General features: G+C 40.5%; 12 protein-coding genes. 6 read left to right on the forward strand and 6 right to left on the reverse strand.

Annotated elements, in window-relative coordinates; all coding sequences use genetic code 11:
• Window positions 1-86: 86 nt before the first annotated feature.
• Window positions 87-305, reverse strand: coding sequence for a hypothetical protein (locus tag HWQ41_RS26025; RefSeq protein ID WP_292769562.1), 219 nt, complete (start codon window positions 303-305; stop codon window positions 87-89).
• 819 nt (window positions 306-1,124) lie between these two features.
• Between HWQ41_RS26025 and HWQ41_RS26030 the strand changes: the two genes are divergently transcribed.
• The 3 genes from HWQ41_RS26030 (at window position 1,125) to HWQ41_RS26040 (ending at window position 4,266) form a co-directional block, all read left to right on the forward strand.
• Window positions 1,125-2,864: a Mu transposase C-terminal domain-containing protein gene (locus HWQ41_RS26030; RefSeq protein WP_292769565.1), complete on the forward strand. Its 1,740-nt coding sequence runs from the start codon at window positions 1,125-1,127 to the stop codon at window positions 2,862-2,864.
• Between the two features lie 62 nt (window positions 2,865-2,926).
• A complete protein-coding gene (locus HWQ41_RS26035; RefSeq protein ID WP_292769568.1) occupies window positions 2,927-3,763 on the forward strand; it encodes a TniB family NTP-binding protein in 837 nt (278 codons plus the stop codon).
• Window positions 3,763-4,266: a TniQ family protein gene (locus tag HWQ41_RS26040; protein WP_292769570.1), complete on the forward strand. Its 504-nt coding sequence runs from the start codon at window positions 3,763-3,765 to the stop codon at window positions 4,264-4,266. Before HWQ41_RS26035 ends, HWQ41_RS26040 begins: the two co-directional genes overlap by 1 nt.
• A 197-nt stretch (window positions 4,267-4,463) precedes the next feature.
• Here the strand turns inward: HWQ41_RS26040 and HWQ41_RS26045 are convergent, their stop codons facing one another.
• The 4 genes from HWQ41_RS26045 to dcm all read right to left on the reverse strand — a co-directional run bounded on the left by HWQ41_RS26045 (window position 4,464) and on the right by dcm (window position 15,243).
• A complete protein-coding gene (locus tag HWQ41_RS26045) occupies window positions 4,464-10,049 on the reverse strand; it encodes a DEAD/DEAH box helicase (RefSeq protein WP_292769573.1) in 5,586 nt (1,861 codons plus the stop codon).
• A gap of 30 nt (window positions 10,050-10,079) precedes the next feature.
• Entirely contained in the window at window positions 10,080-10,982 is a 903-nt protein-coding gene (locus HWQ41_RS26050) for a hypothetical protein (protein WP_292769576.1), read from the reverse strand.
• Window positions 10,979-12,979: a hypothetical protein gene (locus tag HWQ41_RS26055; protein WP_292769579.1), complete on the reverse strand. Its 2,001-nt coding sequence runs from the start codon at window positions 12,977-12,979 to the stop codon at window positions 10,979-10,981. Before HWQ41_RS26055 ends, HWQ41_RS26050 begins: the two co-directional genes overlap by 4 nt.
• Before the next feature lie 116 nt (window positions 12,980-13,095).
• Window positions 13,096-15,243, reverse strand: coding sequence for a DNA (cytosine-5-)-methyltransferase (gene dcm / locus HWQ41_RS26060; protein WP_292769582.1), 2,148 nt, complete (start codon window positions 15,241-15,243; stop codon window positions 13,096-13,098).
• 878 nt (window positions 15,244-16,121) lie between these two features.
• Here dcm and HWQ41_RS26070 point away from each other — a divergent pair.
• Window positions 16,122-16,436: a hypothetical protein gene (locus tag HWQ41_RS26070; protein ID WP_292769614.1), complete on the forward strand. Its 315-nt coding sequence runs from the start codon at window positions 16,122-16,124 to the stop codon at window positions 16,434-16,436.
• Between the two features lie 121 nt (window positions 16,437-16,557).
• The gene (locus HWQ41_RS26075) at window positions 16,558-18,402 is read left to right on the forward strand and encodes a DUF262 domain-containing protein (protein ID WP_292769588.1); all 1,845 of its coding nucleotides are present in this window, start codon (window positions 16,558-16,560) and stop codon (window positions 18,400-18,402) included.
• Between the two features lie 36 nt (window positions 18,403-18,438).
• Here HWQ41_RS26075 and HWQ41_RS26080 read toward each other — a convergent pair whose 3' ends face one another.
• Complete coding sequence (locus tag HWQ41_RS26080) at window positions 18,439-18,600, reverse strand: hypothetical protein (RefSeq protein ID WP_221709058.1); 162 nt, start codon at window positions 18,598-18,600, stop codon at window positions 18,439-18,441.
• 144 nt (window positions 18,601-18,744) lie between these two features.
• Here HWQ41_RS26080 and cas12k point away from each other — a divergent pair, with 144 nt between their 5' ends.
• The gene (gene cas12k / locus HWQ41_RS26085; protein ID WP_292769596.1) at window positions 18,745-20,676 is read left to right on the forward strand and encodes a type V CRISPR-associated protein Cas12k; all 1,932 of its coding nucleotides are present in this window, start codon (window positions 18,745-18,747) and stop codon (window positions 20,674-20,676) included.
• Window positions 20,677-20,913 lie beyond the last annotated feature (237 nt).

Consider the following 20,913-nt stretch of genomic DNA (forward strand, 5'->3'; position numbering starts at 1 on the left):
ACTTATCGGGGGTCTAACCTAGTATGGGTTAGACCCCTAATTCGCCAGCAGCATCCTCTAAGAAGTCGGGAATCAGAGCTTTTTGATTACTCTTTCGTGAATCCGCTCAATTCATCATTTGGTTCATCAATCATTTCCGGTACTAAAGCTGGGTTACTCCTACGTTCTTCTGGTGATTGCTCCCGGATAACATCGTCTATTCTCGCAGGGTGTTTGATTTTGTCGAGTACCTCTGGACTTAGTTGCGATGGATCGCCTTCTGGATTCGACTTTTCTGCTTGACTAGGAACTGTTTCCTTATTCATCACTATTTCCCCAAACTTATACAGCAAGCTTAAGTTCTTCTGTGGTGAGGTACACACTATCTTGAGACTTATTTCACATAGCGGTGGGTAAGAAAGGCGATCGCCCCTTGTAGACTAAAGATGATTCATTGATTTTGCGATCGCTATCATGTTACGCAATAACGACATCACTTTGCGAATCGCGGCCTTTAATTTGCGTATTTTTTGGCTTGTCTTAAGCCTTCGGTGTCAGGGAGGTCGCGTTTTTTGGTTTCGATGACAGCACGTAATTGGCGATGTCTGATTGGGCGCGTTTACCATTACCAACTAAGCAAACAGGGGCGATAAGTTCGCGGCTGTCGAATAACTAATTATTTGTCGTCTTAACTAATTAATGTCGTTTACATAAAATAGCTATAAGTCTTACAGAATAAAGTATATAGCTTTTTTAGGCTAAATTTAATACAGTTTATTATTTAACTAATTAGCTGTCGTAAATTAAATGTATAACATTTTAAGCGTCGTTTTTTCAAAAAAAAGCTTGAAAATTTTTCCGGCTATCGATAACGAAATAAATGTCGTTTTTCTGAAATGAGATAGAGATAAAAAATTAAATGTCGCTTTTTGGAACAAAAAAGTATTATATTAAATAGTATGCAAACTAAAATAAGTAACAAATAAGACATTATTGCATATATGTCTTATTGTTTCTCTCTAATTGCGAAGTCATCCTCCTATTCCGGCTTCATTTCTATGCAAGCTAAATCTGTAAACTTGGCTTTTCTTAGAGAGACTTGCTGTACTGCCTAATCAATTAGTTTCAAGCTATGAAGTTTGTTTATGGGTGAAACTCCAAACTCCTATGAGGTTGATGAATCTTTACTTTTGCACGACCGCTCGGATCAGGTTGATAAAACTTCGGAGAGTGCAGACGCAAAAGAAAACAATGTAATTGTTACTGAACTCTCGGCAGAGGCTAAATTGAGAGTGGAAGTATTACAAAGTCTAATTGGGCCATGCGATCGCAAAACCTACGGAATTAAATTAAAGCAAGCCGCAGAAAAACTTGGCAAGACGGTTCGGACAGTACAGCGACTCGTCAAAAAATATCAAGAACAGGGCTTATCAGGCGTTACTGAAGCCGAACGTTCTGATAAAGGTGGCTATCGGATTGATGATGGTTGGCAAGATTTTATCGTCAAAACTTATAAAGATGGTAACAAGGACGGTAGAAAAATGACACCGGCTCAAGTCGCAATTCGAGTTCAGGTTAGAGCCAAACAGCTAGGTTTAGAGAAATATCCCTGCCACATGACGGTTTATCGCGTTCTTAACCCAATTATTGAACGTAAAGAGCAGAAGCAAAAGGTAAGAAATATTGGTTGGCGTGGATCGAGAGTTTCCCATCAAACTCGTGATGGACAGACGCTCGATGTACATCATAGTAATCATGTTTGGCAGTGCGACCATACAAAATTGGATGTCATGCTAGTTGACCAGTACGGTGAAACTTTGGCACGTCCTTGGTTGACAAAAATTACAGATAGCTATTCGCGCTGTATTATGGGCATCCATTTAGGTTTTGATGCACCTAGTTCTCTGGTAGTCGCCTTAGCTATGCGTCATGCGATGTTACGCAAGCAGTATAGTTCGGAATATAAACTTCATTGCGAGTGGGGAACTTACGGGGTTCCAGAAAACCTATTTACTGATGGCGGGAAAGATTTTCGCTCGGAGCATTTGAAGCAAATTGGTTTTCAACTTGGTTTTGAGTGCCATTTACGGGATCGCCCACCAGAAGGTGGTATTGAAGAACGTGGATTTGGGACTATCAACACAGATTTTTTATCGGGATTTTATGGTTATCTAGGTTCAAATGTACAAGAGCGTCCAGAAGGAGCAGAGGAGGAAGCTTGTATTACTCTGCGAGAATTACATCTATTGATAGTGCGCTACATCGTTGATAATTACAATCAGCGAATAGATGCCCGCAGTGGAGATCAAAGACGGTTTCAACGCTGGGAGGCGGGATTACCTGCGCTACCAAGTTTGGTTAATGACCGAGAATTGGATATCTGCCTGATGAAAAAGACGCGCCGGAGCATCTATAAAGGCGGATATGTAAGCTTTGAAAATATTATGTATCGGGGAGATTACCTGGCAGCTTATGCAGGAGAAAGTGTGTTGCTGCGATATGACCCCAGAGATATATCAACTGTTTTTGTATACCGTCAAGATTCAGATAAGGAAGTACTACTGTCTCAAGCTCATGCGATTGACTTAGAAACCCAGCAAATCTCCTTGGAGGAAGCAAAAGCCGCAAGTCGAAAAATTCGTAGTGCAGGCAAGCAATTAAGTAATAAATCTATCCTTGCAGAAGTACAAGACAGAGATACTTTTATTAAGCAAAAGAAAAAGACCCATAAGGAACGCAAGAAGGAAGAACAAGCTCAAGTGCATTCTGTAAAACCGTTTCAAACGAAAGAGCCAGTAGAAACTGTCGAAGAAACCCCTCAACCTCAAAAGCGTCGCCCTAGAGTATTTAACTATGAGCAACTTCGCAATGACTACGATTATTAATCTGATTGAGGCTTCTGGTTTATCGATTTTGAACGCACTTTATCTTTGAGAAACCACTGATTATGGCAGAAGATTCTTTGCGAAAGTGGGTGCAAAATTTATGGGGAGATGACCCAATACCTGGAGAATTACTACCGATAATTGAACGGCTAATTACTCCTAGTTTTGTCGAACTTGACCATATCAAAAAAATCCATGACTGGTTAGACAGTTTGCGTCTTTCTAAACAATGTGGTCGAATTGTTGCACCACCACGAGCGGGTAAGTCCGTGACTTGTGATGTTTATAAACTTCTCAATAAACCGCAAAAAAGAACAGGTAAACGAGATATTGTACCCGTATTGTATATGCAAGCGTCTGGAGATTGTTCTGCTGGAGAGTTGCTAACTTTAATACTTGAAAAGTTAAAATATGATGCAATCTCTGGAAAGCTTACAGACCTGAGACGGCGAGCATTAAGGCTTTTAAAGGAATCAAAAGTTGAGATGCTAGTTATCGATGAAGCAAATTTTCTAAAGTTAAATACTTTTAGCGAAATTGCCCGCATTTATGATTTATTGAATATTTCAATTGTTCTTGTGGGAACAGATGGTCTGGATAATCTGATTAAAAAAGAGCCATATATTCACGACAGATTTATAGAATGTTATAGATTACCATTAGTATCAGAAAAGAAATTTCCTGAATTTATCCAAATTTGGGAAGATGAGGTTTTGTGTTTACCTGTTCCATCAAATTTAACTAAAAAGGAAACTTTAATGCCACTATATCAAAAAACAGGGGGCAAAATTGGCTTAGTGGATAGGGTATTAAGAAGGGCTGCGATTTTATCCTTGAGAAAAGGCTTGAAAAATATTGATAAGGCTACTTTGGATGAGGTTTTGGAGTGGTTTGAATAATGAAAGCATCTTCAGAAACACCCCGCTTTTTTCAAGTAGAGCCGCTCGAACGAGAAAGCTTGAGCCATTTTTTAGGCCGTTTTCGCAGGGAAAATTATTTAACTGCAACTCAATTAGGTAAATTAACGGGAATTGGCGCAGTTATTTCACGGTGGGAGAAGTTTTATTTGAATCCATTTCCGACAACGCAGGAGTTAGAAGCGTTGGCTGCTGTGGTGGAAGTTAAAGTTGACAGATTAATCGAGATGCTACAACCATTGGGTGTGACAATGAAACCACGACCAATTAGATTGTGTGGTGCTTGTTATCAGGAGTCACCTTGTCACCGCGTCGAGTGGCAGTTTAAGGATGTGATGGTATGCGATCGCCATCAATTACGCTTACTCACAAAATGCACTAACTGCGAGACACCCTTCCCGATTCCAGCAGATTGGGTGCAAGGAGAATGTCCGCATTGCTTTTTACCATTTGCGACGATGGCGAAACGTCAAAAGCGTTGTTGAAGTTGGCTACTGTAGTTTTTTGAAAACGATACCTTCTCTTGAAAACGCTTACGCGACAGCCTCGCTGTGAATTGGATTCCTGGGCTAATTATTTTCTATTGTGTCACCCAAAAGTTGAGCGGATCGCCCTATCGGTATTTTCCTGTATTAATAATGGCGATCACTCAAACAATCTTTAGCACCGAACCAAGCAAACATCATTCATAGGGGAAGCGAATGGCGGTAAAAATTGATTTTAACTTGGGAGTTAAGCCTTGTTCCTGTGCTTCTGTGTAGCCTTGCAGGATTTCTGGTCGTAAATTTTCAGGGTTTATGTCCCAAAGAGGATGTATGAGGATTATGGCTTCGCTATTAAAACTATCGATACCTGCTAATAAACTACCGAAAGTCGTTTGCTCCAAACCCAGCCCTGAGAAGTAGGAATTAGCTGTACTGGATACCAAATCCACCCAGTAATCATAATTTAAATCAATTTGTGCATTGGGATTTAGTGCAAGACGCACCATATCGTAACCAAGTCGCCAGTCTAAAATCGAGTGGTAAGCCATATTACCAAACTCCCGCAAACATCGATGGCAAGATGTAGAACATTCTTCTTGATGTCCAGTAGAAAGTAATGGAATAGCAAAAGTTTGATTTGAAGAATGTTCGTCACCGAGAATAAAATGCAGGAGGTTTTCAAAACGTTCTGGCTGCGCTAAATATGAGCTATAACCCGCTCCATTTTCTAGGCTATCAGACAAAAATATCCGAGCGGATGGTGGGGCAAAAGGGCTGCTAAGGTCTGTAAAGGGCTGAATACCGACATCAAGCTCAGATTCTGCGACATCTAAGCTGACAGCAGCAGCCCGCCTAATAAGAAAACCAAATGAGTACCAAGCAGCCCTTGCCTCCGGTAGTGCTGGATTTAAATTGAGTCCGGAACCGCTATTGGGGATGCCTGCAATTAATACATCGGTTGTAGAAATAGCAGCCAAAGCTCTAACAATCGGTTGGACAGAGGGATCGGGAACAGGCTCAGTAACCCTATCACGTTCTTCTCGTGATAAATCCAACAAAGCTTGTTCAAATGCTTCCCTAGTTATCCAAACGTGCTGGTTAGATACTTTGAAAAATTCAAAGTCTTTGCCGTTGTTATCATTAATGCGATAAACCAAAGCTTGTGGAATACATCTAATATCAAAGTTTTGACGAGTTTCAAAACTATGTTCGTCAGAAGGTGTACCCAAACGTGTCTTTAGTGCCCGTGGAGTAAATTCAAATGCTCCATCATACTCGGCGTTAATTGCCCACCATGTATTAAATCCTGGTGGTTCGCTAATATCAACCGTTCGGTATCCCTTTTCATCTCTGAGAGCCGAGCAATAGGGGCAACCCTCTTGTTCTGATGGATTATTGACTAAAGCTTGACATCGGCGACAAACGCCAACACGGATACCTTGTCCCAAGGGATTCGGTTGGAATACGGTTTTATTCCCCGAAGGTATGGGATCGATAATTCCTACTGCGGTAAGGAGCATATCATCTTTTACAGTTTGGGCACCTGGAGCGAATTGACTAATTGCAATATCTAATTCTCTGTCCACAACACCTGTTTTTGGAGGCCATTCCCCTGCTTCCGTTGTTGGGCGTTCATGGTACAGATAACGGGTGCGGGTAGGAAATCCAAACATGGGAAGAATGCCACGCGATGCTAAACGCTGACTTAAGGCTAAGTGTTGAAAGTCCGTAGAGTCATTAACAACTGTATCAATATCTTGTAGCAGTTTATTACGGATGTAATCAACCATTTCTACTTCATTTATTGAAGTACGACGTAAAATTACTTTACAGATTTCTTCAATTTCCGATGGGTGATGTTGTATCCACTCTTCAATAATTGGTCTATGTTGTACCCACTGCAAAATCTTACCAAATTCACCGTGAACATTATCTTTTATGTATTCAATAAGGACATTTTGAAATGCTCTATGAAGAATTTCTTTGTTTATAACTCGCTTGGCAATTTCTTCACGCCTAACGTCTACGTAAGGTTTTGGTGGAGGTTCGGCAGTAATAAGTCGGGGGCGTTCAAAGTAGTAATCATCGTGACTACGCCCACGGCATAATGTTAAGGCAACAGACATCCCCAACCCGCGACGACGACCAGCCCTTCCCACGCGTTGCTGATAGTTAAAACGGATTGGAGGCATATTTGCCATACCGATAGCTTGAAGTGAACCAATGTCAACTCCTGCCTCCATAGTGGTTGTGACACTTAAGAGGTTAATCCTAGAAGGATCGGGTTGTTCGGATGGTTTAAAAACATCTTGGAAAAGGCGTTGTCGCACACGTCGAACACCAGGATCAGTTTGACCTGTGAGTTCTTCAGAATTAAGCGAAAATATTGGTTCGTTGGAACGGGCTAAATACTCGTAATAATCGCAATTTTCCAAGTCATTACTTAAGTTGTAAGTACCTGGAGTATTCGGCAAAGTACTGTTACAAGTGGTACAGATTCCTCCCGAACCATGTAGGTGAATCCGTCCGCATTGCCCGCAGGCGTAAATATCTATTTGGTTATTTTCGTTAGGACGTAGACTAACAACCTGTAAAGATTGGGGAACGACTAGCCATTGATCTAAAACTGAATTAATGATGTTTAAAGTTGCTTGCTCTAATTCTTCTTGATTGTAGCCCCTGATTTCAGCCACGCGGTTAAGGTACTTATTAATGTAACCAGGAGGGTTATGTTGTCCGGGATAATCTGAGCCATTCCAACGTCGTCTTTGTACCAAAAGCCGGATAACGGAAGCAGCTACTTGCTCTTCTAAGCTAGAAGGTGGAGAATCGTCAATCCACAAAAAACCAAGCTTGAGAGACTCGAAATCACGAGCGCCACTAGCAAATAAAACAGCTTTTACAACCGACTCTAATAAAGCGGTTTCAATTTGTCTCATTGCATCTCGTTGTGTGGGCTGTAAATCTAGGTAACATCTTGGCGTTGAATTCCAATCAACTAAATCAGTCCACGAACGCTCATCATTATTAGAAAATTTATATTTTGCTAAGGAAGGACTTGAACCACCAGGGTTTAAACCAATTGAAAGTAAACCTTCTCTAACAGCATTCAACAAAGAATTAAATGGAAGCGAAATAAAGCCTCTAGGAGGTGTTGGAGGTGTTAATGCTAGAGGTAGATTTCCTGTACTACGACTAATTACATAAGCTGCAATGCTACTTAATGTTCCCGGAGACAGTAAAGTATATAAGTTTTGTAACCGAGCCATGTCAATATTGGCTTGGTTTTGTTGTATAAACTGCCTTTGTAAGCTAAAAAACTCCAAAGCTAGTTCATACTGAGTTTGAGCCTCCAAATACTGTGTTTCTGATTCCTGTGCTTGATGCAGAAGCTTTTCATAAGCAATTTGACGGACTGTATCAAGATAGTGGTCGCGTTTAATACCTGTAGATAGTTTAGCAGCATCTTGACGGCTATCTGAAAATAAAACCAGCTTCCGCCCTATTTCAGGTGACATCTGCCGCATTAAAGCATCAGATAATACTTGTACTACTCGTTGAAAACCAGAGCCAAGGTCACGAATCGAAGAACTGACTCGCCTACCACGCCAGTCAGCTTCACAATGAGGACATTTTGATGGAAAAGCATTTGCGTCGTTTTGTGGTGCTATAAAAACATAGCCAGGAGTAGAACCACCTGAAGCAGCATTTGGAGAAGCAGGTAATGTTAAACGTCCTAATAGATGATCGAGTAATGCAGGTCTCCATTCATAAACCTTCTCCTTTTCCTGCCACTGCCATCGTGGAATACGAGTCTGCGTTTGTTTTATTAATGGTCTTCCGTTTGCGGGCCAAAATACCAAAAATTCTCCGAAGGTGCGGCTTAACGATGCTGCCTTATCTGGAACGTTTTCAAGATAAGGGTAATCAGGAGATAAATACCAAGCATTTGATGAATCCTGGTCTTCACGTTTAAACCCACCAAGAAATACTTCGCCACATGATTGGCAATACAGAAGCTCAATAATTCTCGAATTACAGCAATCGCATCTTGGCCTAGGGTCTAAGAATAGTTTACCAACAGGCGGTGTTTGTTCTCCTGGTGGAGTTACCCCCGTTCGCCCGGAGCAATTAGGATTTACACAAGCCCAAATCCTACCTGCATTATGGAAAAAGTAGTGCGAACGTAGGGGGAGAAGGGCTTCATTGTCAGAGTTTCTTGCTAAAACAATAGTTCGAGCTAATCCGCGAGCCGCAGCTTGTCCGCTTAACGACACATCGCCAAAAACTGCTTCTGCCAATTCTTTGACTGTCAATGGATATTGGCTGGCTGAGGTTTGTACAGCCCCAAACGCTTGGATGTGATTTAAGCCCTCAGTTAAAACTTGCCTTGGTGGAGCATCTACGTTAGGAAGATGAAGCGTATTCGCTAACGTTGTTGCTGCTTCCTCAATAACCGCATCCTCATCATTATTTTGGCTTTGGTTAAGGATGTTGTCGATTTGTGCAAATGTCTCTTTGTAAGGTTCTAGTGGGTTTGGCTGATGTTCTGAGGTCGGGAAATTTTGTCGTTCCCCAGGAAGAATCGAAAATGTATTGCGATCGCGTCCAAAAAATTGTTCGAGATAATCAAGACTTTCTTCATCGTTGCTAATAGAGGCACTAGTGGCAATAATTCGTAATTGTGGCGAATCCGGCTCCAAGCCAATCCGATTGAGTAAAGCCCTCAAAAGATAGCCAACCTCGGTTCCGGGTGTTCCTCGGTATGTGTGAAGTTCATCTATGACAAGGTGGAAAATATGATGCTGCCGATCTTGCTCCAACCACTGCTTGGTTTGTTCAAATATGTCATTTTCAACACTACGCATCAGCATGATATTTAACATACTGTAGTTGGTAATTAAAATATCGGGAGCTTTATCCTGCATATCCCAACGAGACCACATTTCAGAACCATCAGGATTTTGAAAATAGTAAATGAGTTCCTCATCAGAAACTTGATCTGACCACTCATTATCCATTTCTAAAAGCTGTTTTTTAAGCTTTCCCTGCTTTTGAGAATTAACATTCCCATCTTTCATGCGTAATCCCGCTACAGGTGTCGCTCCGTTATATCGCCCAAACCAAAACCGATTTCCATTCATATTGTCTTCCCGCCACTGTTGAACATGCGGGTTATCGCAAGCTCTACGAATGCGGGTTAATTGGTCTTCAATAAGTGCGTTGAGAGGGTAAAGTAATAAAGCGCGGACGGCAGACGGTCTTTCTGGAGATTCATCCTGTCGTTGAGAAACCCATCCTTGTCTTGATTGCCTCCACCATTTTCGTGCAGTAGCATTTGAGTAACCCCATGCGGGTAATCCTGGGGTTAAATGCCCAAGTGCTTCTTCAACTAGATAAGCAAAAATAGGAATTAAGTAACATTCGGTTTTTCCCGAACCCGTACCTGATGTAATCACTACTGCTCGTCCTTGCCGAGATAGTTCCCAAGCGTCAAACTGATGCTGATAAATTTGGCGCTGGGGAGAAAATAAACCCCTATTAATAAAGTTGGCAACTGCTGAATTAACCTTTAAATCTTGACAGGCTTTGGCAATAGTCAAACCTGAAGATAAATAAGGCGCAATCGGTTCCAGTAGAGGTTCTCGCCATAGTTGACCATCTTGGTCAAGCATTGCTCTGCGTTCACTCATCAGGGCTTCATATCTAACCCGGAATGGGCTTTCTAGGTAACGCAGATAGGTTTGTCTAATTGAATCAAAAATTTTAAACGGATCGTTCATATACGTTTCCTGGCAAGGCGTTTAGTTAATTTAATTAACCCACCGGAGTCCTGGATGATTTTGTCCAATAGCAACCAGAAGCAAACCAGCTAAATCTGGTGAAATCTCGTTATAAACAATTTGCCCCTGAGCAATCTGGCTTGGTCTACCCGCACAAAAATAAGCAATACGAGCATACATTTCAGGTAGTGGACTTGATACATCGGTGGCTAATGTACGTTGAGTTTTATTGTATACCGCAATTTGAAGATAACGTAACGCGGCTACCGCATAAATTGCCTCATACTTTGGCATCCGCACTAATCTACCTTGCTGATTGTGGACAAAATAATGACAAGTATTATAGTAGCTGTATTCACATACTGTATGCTGTAATACACCATCAACCCATTTTCGAGATTGCCAATCGAATGACTGAGCCGACCATCCAGCTAGCGGAGTTGCTTCCTCTGCAATTTCTAGTTGCTTGAGAATAGGGTTCAAGTCTTGGCTTAAACATTTTGCTTGTTGGGGAACAAAAGGAATACCAATAATGGCAGCTATTTGGCGAATACCTTCTTCTGTACCCCTTACACGTATTTCAGCTATTTTTTGAGATGTCGTATCGTTAATTATTTGACAATTTAAGGTTGCTGCAACATCGCACATCTGCGAAAGCAATTTCGGTGTTCGCCCTCCAGACAGTACGGCGGTATTAGGACAATTAAGCAATCCTGCGAGTATTGGTGGACGAACTTTCCATCTTTGGGAACCATCAATAAAAAAATCTATATGACTAGCCTCAGACAATTGAAACCGGAGATTTCGACATAAATAGCTGATATCGACATCAAGATGTTCAAAAGAAGCAAACTCTGTGACTGCTCTACAAAAAGTTATCCATGACCCCTCTTGCTGATGAGTTAGCCAGTAAAGCAATGTATCCCAACTCATCGTTTATATCTCCTTTTTTGTTGTCGCTTGATTTCGCGTGCAGCTTGCATGTAACCCTTCCAAGCTACTTGTAAATTAGAAGCTTTCTCTTCGTCGTAAATCGATGCTAGTTTGGGACGACGAATAGCTGCGTTGTAAACCAGTGATGTCCAACGTTCTATTTCCGATGGGATTTGAGTCTTTGCTGTGGAGAGTTTTAGCGTTTTAGGACGGGGTGGACTCTTTGCCAAACAGACAACTCTTGCTCCTGTACCTGACCCGAATTCTATAGCCCACACTGCCTGAAAAGAAGATTTGACTATTATTCCCTGTTGGGATTCATAGATTGCTGCTTGCGTTACCTCACCAGGATTTGCGCCTATGATTGTCCAATTACCTGGGGGGAGAGCTACATGAGAACCCGTGACACTGGTGCAGTAAAAATTTTGTCTTTCTCTATCAAAATTAATTTCAGGTTCAACAATCTCAATGTTTTTGCATACCGAACCTACTTCTATCCGATGAACTCCTGGATGCATCAAATGCGATAAGTCAATTAAAGTTCCATCTTCGGCAATAGTTATAGGTATACCATCAATTTTGGGTTGTTGACCTTCTTGTAAACCCGTAATCATTAAGCGGGGGGGCGCACCTAAAAGCCATGCCGACTTTTTGCCCAAACGTAGTCCTCCCGATAAGACTATTTCTACGGCTGACTCTACGTAAAGTGATTCCAGACCAGAAGGTACATCTGCTATATAGTTTTCAGCCTTTACGTCACGAAACAAACACCAACCATCAGGGAGTCGTTTATCGTGTATGGGATTGAAGCTACGAGATGAAATTTCCTCAAAATATTCTCTTGCATTTTTAACTACATCCTCGTGTACGAGAACGTTACAAGCGATGCCAGAGGGTAAACTATGGCGAGAAACAAACCCTGTATAATCCGAACTGGGAGCAAGTGCGATCGCAGAACAACCCGCCCTCTGTAAAACAAATTTAATATTGTTAGATTTTGTACTCCAAGAGAAACCTTCACGTAAATCTCGTCCGTTTTTCTCTCCAAGCGAAATCGGGTTGTACCATCCCTCTCCGCTCGACTCTAAATATAATTCTTCACAATTAAAAAAGGAAGGAAACGAATCTGGACATCTGGGAAGAAAAGAAAATTGTGGTTGTCGTCGCACAATATCGAGAAGAATCTCTACAGATGCACTTCTTCTACCGTATGAGTCATTTATCGCACCGTCCCACAGTTCTAGCTCGTTGTTAACCTGTGCAATTACAGCTTTGAGTCGCTTATCAGCAAGGGCTTTTTTTCCGGTAAGCGTGAAGTAGCAACTTCCCCATCTTAAAATATCTGCTTCTAACTTGTTGATTGGAGCTATCTGTCCAGAAGTATAACCAGCCCATGCAAAAAAATTTGGTAGCTTTTCAATATCAACTTGACGAAGAGGTACGTGGGTTAAAGGGAAAGCTATATATATTTTTTTTGTTCTATTTGCTTCTGGCATTGCCAAAAGCAACGATTTTTTCTGCTTAAGCCATTGATTTAGTAATTTCCAAAGCTTTTCAAACTCATCTGTATGAAAGCCTTCAGGAAAATTTTTAACTATCTTACATCCAAGAAGTTCCGCAAGTCTAGGATAATAAGCTCCGGTGCTAACTTCTTCATCCGAATGCATTCGATAAGCAGCTAAAACACACAAAGCTAAAAAAGCAATATATTTTGGAAACCCGTTTTCATCGTCTCCATGCAAGACACTAAATCCTGCTGAATATGAAAGTACCCTGTGGCGATATGCTGATGAAACTACATTAACAAAATCTTGTTCTGCTTCTTCAGGTGACAATGGAGTTACTTGAACTTTCGCAAAAGCAGCAGCCAGACTTCTTGGAGATATCGTCAAGTAAATTTCTTGTTCATTGGAATTGTTAGATAAAAAGTACTCTGCGATCGCACGATTCCAAAGAGTATATTTTTGTGATAAAAAGAGCGCATTTAAGTGGCTCATGGAATAACGGTAGTACCCTTGTAGTAGAAGCTTAAGTGCTTATTTTTACATTTTATTGTAAAAAATACTGTGGTGCTTAAGTTTACACAAAAAATACGATAATTTTACATAATCTATTAAAGATCAAAAAGAAATTCTGCTATGGCTTTAGTTACAAGTGGACAAACAGCATTAGCTAATTGCTGTTGCTTGTGTACTAATCCACCGCTAATGCTATCGATACTCCCTGCAAAACGGAACCAATCTGGAATTGATTGTAGTCGGGATGCTTCCCTCAAAGATAGACCTCGATGTTGTTGTGGATGAATTAACATACTCTTGCGATAGTGGCCAATAGTAATAGATGGTTCATCCCACCCAAGCCTTCGGTAGATGTTACTATGAGTTCTTTGAACATCAGTGTAATTAGTGAGTTTGTCTTCAATATCCTGCCAATTTCCTCCAGGTGGTATCTGTTGGTAACGTTCAATTACATATTCAGAATGACGGGAAGTAATATGGTCTGTGATTAAACCAACAGATGCTCCTTCTCTCATAGCTTCTAAAAAAGGATTTGTGAGAAGTTTTTTATTCCTTAGCTCTTCATAAGCCATATTGTGTTCAAGACATCCATTACCAATAGTAGGTAAATCTTGTATCGCATCTCGAACTGTTACATAAGGCTTGTCTTTACCCAGACCATGCGTAGGTAAAGGGAATGGCCCCCACTCACCGAAATCATCTTTTCCATAGCCCAAATCTTTATGTATGCCAAAAAAGAAAAAGCGGTTGCGATGTTGTGGTACTCCATACCAAGCTGCATCTATAAGTTTTGGGAAAACAACATATCCAGCTTTGTGCATACGTTTAATGACCCAATCTACAACATTGATTTGAGTAGAAACTTGACCTGCTTTTGGTGTCCACAAGATGCCCTGGACGTTTTCCATTAAAAAACAGCGAGGTTTTAATTTCTCAACGTATTTGAAAAAAGTATCCACAAGTTGGTTATTTGGATTTTCGCTATTCCCTGAATTACGATTGGCGCTAGAAAAACCCTGACATGGAGGGCCACCAATTAATATATGGATATCCCCTAATTCCCTACAACGAGTTTGTGTAAATTTTTGTGCTTCCTTTGTACGTAGGTCAAGGGGTTGTGTTTGTTCTGGAACACAATCAACTCCAGATATCTGAGAGAGTTGACGGAAAGTTGCATGGTTATGTTTAAGAGTCTCTACATAAACAGGATGAACCTCACCGCAAAAACCTATCTTATAATGTTTATTTGGTTTGGTTGCCATTAAAAAACCAAGTCCCATTGCCCCGGCCCCCGCAAATAGTTCTACAACATTCAATCCATGCGATGAATCACCTAAAGTTTTTTGCAGGCTTGCTTGTATCGAAGAACTTTGTTCCTTAGTAGAAGTAAGATTTATATCTTGTTTGCAGGCTAAAGTTATATTAGAACGAATGACTAATCCGGCATATTTTTCTTTTGTATTTTGTGAATATGAGCTTGATTTGGTGTCCAAAGCAGCTATTTTGCTTCGCTCTTTTTTTCTAAGGATTGTTCTGATCCATCGCACCCAACCTACTGTTTGTACTAAGTCTTTTAGCCCTAATTCCGAGGCTGAAGACAAAGCAAAAATTGTATTTGAACCAATTCCTGATACACCACCTCTATAAGCCACAATTAGACGAGCATAACTATTATCTGGTAAAAGTATGTTGGGTAATTCAGCTACGCTGTAATTTACGACTTGTCCCGTTGAATATTCTATAATCGGCTCTTCTTGCCACTGTATATCTGAATTTAATAATGATGCTGCAACAATTTCTTTTGAACTATTGTAGTGAGGATGATCACCGCCTAAGCGCACTTTAGTAGAAGGGCGAATTTGTAGCGTAAAACGAAAGTTCCGCGATTGAATCCCTTGAATAAAGCGCTTTTTACATCCATACAAAGCACTAGCAACAACCATAGCTTCACTTCGTCGCGGCTTTAGACTATCAAGTAAATCTAATGCCACATCCACTTTCTGGTTTTGTTGCGATCCACTAGATAATTTTGCTGGGCAAAACTGTTCTGCGATTATTGTTGGTTCATTTTCATCAATATAGTGTAGACGCACTTGCACAGGATGAGGCAAATTGTTCGATATACCAACTACAGGACGTAATACAGAAGTATTACTATTGTCCTCAATAAGTAAAATATGGGACACAAAAAAGTCTCTAGAAAAATTGGAGCTAAATTGCACGATTTTAGTATTATTAATCACACCCTCAAATATTTATAAATGTTTTAGCCATTTGACATAGTAATTTTCTGGGTTGCCTGTAAAAATATCACATTTTTGGAATTAAATTTTACATTTACTTTAATAGTATATTAGCTAGAATGCTAACTGTTCATACTCTATATTAAGTATAAAAAAGTTTAACCTGCAATATTAAGGTAGTTACAGCCTCACTACTGTTGAGGCAGAGTTTGCTTCTTCTGGGAATCCGCACAACAAGATCGCTAATGAGACGATCTTTCTTGTTCCTCCGCCATCTCACAGCTTACTTCATAGACATCTTTGTATGAGTTTGTATGGGATTGCTCTGGCTTATCAACTCAAAAAGGATTTGCCGACAGTTGAACATATTCTCATTATTTATGAACACGTTTACTCACGATTCATGAGTAAAAGTGCTACTCAGATCAAGTAGAGTGATAGACATCATTCGCCCAAGGGCTGAATATAGAATCGACGCGCTCAGTGAAAAGCCCTTGGAGCCGATGGAATACTGTAAAAGATGGGTTGATATGTCCCCCGATGACCGGGGGTACAGAAAAGCCTGCATAGCCGCTCTCGCCGAAGCAACTGGGCTGAGTCCAAGGACTATAGGTAATTGGGGTTCCAATTTCGAGAAGCGCCCCAATTATGCAACGCATATCTTACGCATGGCTGATATGCTCAACCAAATCAAAAAAATAGTCCTACCCCCTGACTTTCCTCAACAATAATTTACTCGTGAATCGTGACTAAAATACTTGTGCTAAGAGCAGATATTTCTTAAGTTGAGGTCAGCAAGTATGGGTTTTGGGTGCAGTAGCTAGGTGTCTTCACAATTCCCTGCTGCTGTAACCCTTACTAACTCACGAACGGTCAAGATGCAAACTGGGAGACAATCCCACCAAAATAAACATCAAATTGATATCCTCTGTCAGTTGCCCCTAGAACCGATGGAATATTGTCGTCGTTGGGTTACTCATGAACCAGGACGTAATTATCGCAAAGCTTGCATTAATGCGATCGCAGAAGTTACAGGTACTAGTCCAAAAACTGTAAAAGATTGGGGAAGAGATTTTCACTACAGACCAAAATACGTAACTCGCATTTTACGACAGGCTGATTTAATCAATCAATTTAAACAGCTTGTTGCTCAAGGAATTATCAATTTACCTTCAGACTTTACCCAGGAATAATTTAGTCGCTAGTCGCTATCAATTGCTCTAAAAAACTATTGCAATGACTACAAGAGTTCTTTAGGCTGACATACAGATTGTGTTTTAGACGTGCGCGATGATAGCAACAGCAGAACACCAAATGGATTCGATTTCGACATTTGATATTACAAAATATCCCTTATTCGATGTCATGAAAGACATCAAAATTGGACGCATTCAACTACCAGATTTTCAAAGAGATTGGATATGGGATGATACCCATGTGCGTCGTTTACTGGCAAGTATATCGCTGGCTTACCCTATTGGTGCAGTCATGATGTTACAGCAAGGTACTCAGCATCAACAATTTAAACCGCGAATGCTTGATGGTGTAATAAATGCTGCAATTCAAACGCCGAATTTGCTTGTGCTTGATGGTCAGCAAAGATTAACTACTTCTTTCATGGTGCTGCTATCCGAGCAACCCGTCGTTATCAAAGACCCCAAAAGCCAGAAATTGGCGAAAAAATGGTATTACCTAGATATTCAAAAATGCCTTGAACCGGAGCATGACCGCAAAACCGCCATTATCGCTTTACCCGAATCGAAAGTTATACGAACTCGAAACGGTGATTTTATTGACTGTTCAACTCTCGAAAATGAGTATGAAGCACTTTTGTTTCCGTTATCTAAAGTATTCTTTTTCTCTGAATGGCGCAGTAAGTTTTCTAAATATTGGCAGTATGACTCTCAAAAGCTCGAACTAATTGACACTTTAGAATTAGAAGTTATCAAAAAATTTGAGCATTATCAAATACCAGTAATTCAACTACGTGACTCATTACCGAAAGAGGCGGTGTGCCAAGTTTTTGAGGATACGAATACAGCCGGATGTGACCTCAATTTCTTCGATTTAATGAGTTCGAGTTACTGTGCAGGTAATTTTAGCCTTCGAGATGATTGGAAGCACCGCGAAAATCGCTTTCAGACATTCAAGGTTCTGCGGAAGGTTCGTAGTACCGATTTTATGCAAGCTGTTACCTTAGTAGCTGGTTACGCTCGAAGAATCGAAGCAGCTAAACAGGGTTGGAATTTAGATAAATTGCCTGGTGCTGCTTGCGGTCGTACAGAAGTATTAAAATTAACAAAAGAAGAATACCAAATATGGGCTGGCCCCGTTAACAAAGGTTTTGAAGAAGCCGCTCGTTTTCTACGCGGTCAAAAAATCTTTGATGCTGATGATATTGCTTGCCCTATCCAGTTAGTTGCCTTGAGTGCAATTTTAACTATTATTGGCGATCGATCTCGTTCGTTTCAGGTGCGTTCGATGTTAGAGCGTTGGCTGTGGTGTGGGATGTTTGGTGAAATTTATACCCACTGGCACGATTCCCAAGCTGGACGCGATATTGTCGAAGTACCAGCATGGCTTGAAGGTGGTTCCGTTCCCTTTGGTATCACGCAAGCAAATTTCTCGTTTGAACGACTTCTTAGCGTCAGAAAGCGACTTGGGGCAGTTTATCAGGGATTTGCGGCATTACTACGGCGTGAAGGCGCAGTAGATTGGATTACAGGCGAAGAAATTAACGACGTTGTTTATTTTGAAGAACAAATCGACTCGCACCACATCTTCCCCGTAGCATGGTGTCGCAAACAAGGCATTGACCCCAAAAAATATAACTGCCTAGTTAATCGCACGCCTCTAAGTGCCAAAACCAATAAAAGAATCGGTAGCAAAGCACCTTCGGCTTACCTCAAAGAGTTCGAGCTACATGGAACTGCGGTAGCTAGCTTGGATGAAATAATGCGATCGCATGGCATCAAACTAGAAATTTTACGCAACAACGACTTTGAAATATTTTTCCAAGTAAGAGCAAAAGCGTTAATGGAACTAATTGGGAAAGCTATGGGCAAAAATTTAAGCCTTGAATTAGTTGAGGATACTGATGGGGATTTATGTAATGGGAATGGTTACAGGCTAGATCCAGAAATGACCACCAAATATTAGGTGATTAGCAGTAGAGTCAACACTTCCAAGCCAACTCTATTTCTCAGCAGATGCAGACTCTTGTTTTTTCAACCAATCCTTAATAGCATCTTCCAGCGCTGCCGTCTGGGTTACTTCCAAACGAGCGCAGGCAATCTCAAATGCAATTTTTAACTCTTTAGGGATTCTTCCCCTAACTTCTCTTGTTTCTTCAGTCATCCCAGCACCAAGTCCCTGTCCGGGCTTAATTTTTGCACAGTATATTAACAAAAATGTATTTGCGCTATTTAGCTCTTGCGCTATTGCGTCATTAAGCTCATAATTGAATTGGGTTATTAATTACAACACTCCTTACGTGCATCTATGAGCGTGATCACGATTCAATGTCGCCTAGTTGCAGATGACGAAACCCTCCGCCATCTTTGGGAATTCATGGCAGAGAAAAATACGCCCTTAGTTAATGAAATATTGGAACGATTAGGAAAACATTCTGAATTCGAGATATGGGTCAAAACTGCAAAAGTTCCCAAAACTGTGATCAAAGAATTGTGTGATTCTCTCAAAACCCAAGAACCATTTATAGGTCAACCAGGTCGTTTTTATACGTCTGCAATAACCTTAGTCACGTATATATACAAATCTTGGTTGGCTTTAAATAGGCGACGACAGCTTAAAATTGAAGGGAAAGAGCGATGGTTAGAAATGCTCAAAACTGATGTAGAACTTGAGCAAGAAAGTAAATCAAGTTTAGAAAATATCAGAACAAAATCAACTGAAATATTAGCTTCATTTGCAACACATCAAACTCATGAGACAAATCATAAGCTGAGAGGCAGAAGAAGCAGGAAGCCTAAAGATGAAAAAGCTGATAGACCAGATAAAGTTGTAACTATTAAACCAAGCCGTCTATTTGAAGCTTATCGTCAAACAGAAGATGCTCTAACAAGATGTGCCTTAGTCTACCTCCTGAAAAATAATTGTCAGGTAAGTTTTGTTGAAGAAGACCTCGAACAATATACCAAACAAAGACGAAAAAAAGAAATAGAAATTGAACGGCTGAAGATCCAATTAACAAGCCGAGTTCCTAAAGGACGAGATTTAACTGGTGAAAAATGGCTAGAGACTCTAGAACAAGCAGTTCAGCAAGTTGCCCAAGATGAAAAGGAAGCTAAATCGTGGCAAGCCAACCTTTTAAGAAAATCGAGTTATATTCCTTTCCCAGTAGTTTATGAAACTACTGAGGACATAAAATGGAAAATCAACGATAAGAAAAGACTTTTTGTTTGTTTTAACGGGTTGGGAAAGCTTAAGTTTGAACTATATTGTGACAAAAGACACCTTCATTTATTTCATCGCTTTCTAGAAGACCAAGAAACTAAACGTAAAGGTAAAAAACAACATTCCAGTAGCTTATTTACTTTACGTTCTGGACGAATATCTTGGTTAGAGCAAGAAGGTAAAGGAAAACCTTGGAACGTACACCGTCTAGTTATTTTTTGCTCTCTTGATACTCGTATGTGGACTGTTGAAGGAACTCAACAAGTTATTGAAGAAAAAACAACAGATATTAAGAATAAGTTAGAAAAAGCCGAAGAGAAAGGCAAACTCAACCCTCAACAGAAAGATGATGTCATCCGTAAACAATCTACACTTGCTAGAATTAATACACCCTTTCCTCGTCCCAGTAAGCCCTTATATGAAGGTAAATCGAATATTCTAGTTGGTGTTAGCCTTGGTTTAGAAAAACCTGTAACCATTGCTGTTTTTGATGCAGCTAATAACAAAGTCCTCGTTTATCGCAGCGTTAAGCAGTTACTAGGTGATAATTACAACTTACTTAACCGTCAACGACAGCAAAAACAACGCTCTTCTCACGAACGTCACAAATCTCAAAAACAGTTTGCGCCAAACGATTTTGGCGAATCCGAGTTAGGACAATATTTAGACAGGTTACTAGCCACAAAAATTGTGGAAATTGCAAAAGTATACTCTGCTGGAAGTATTGTTCTACCTAAGCTTGGTGATATACGGGAAATTATTCAAAGCGAAGTTCTCTTGAAGGCTGAGAAAAAAATACCCGGTTTTCTCGAAGGTCAAAAAAATTACGCCAAAGAGTACCGACGACAAGTACATAACTGGAGTTATGGAAGATTGATTGGGAATATCCAAAATCAAGCCGCAAAAGTTGGAATCTCTATTGAAACACAACAGCAAGCAATTAGAGGTAGTCCACAAGAGCAAGCACGGGATTTAGCCTTATTTGCTTATCAATGCCGAATTACTTCATCAATCTAAATAAAATACTGAACCTTGAAAACTTAATATGAAAAATAACAGCGCCGCAATTCATACTGTTTACAGCCTCTGTATTGCGAAAAATCTGGGTTAGTTTGACAGTTGGAAGACTGTTATGCTTTCTGACCCTGGTAACTGCCCGCTCTTGATGCTGCTGTCTAGCCTGACTAGACAGGATATGCCCTTTTTTGTAGCTTGGATAAACCAATTATTTTCCGACCTGTTCAGCGACGAAAA

This window comes from Nostoc sp. NOS(2021), assembly GCF_017115025.1.
Taxonomy (GTDB): domain Bacteria; phylum Cyanobacteriota; class Cyanobacteriia; order Cyanobacteriales; family Nostocaceae; genus Nostoc.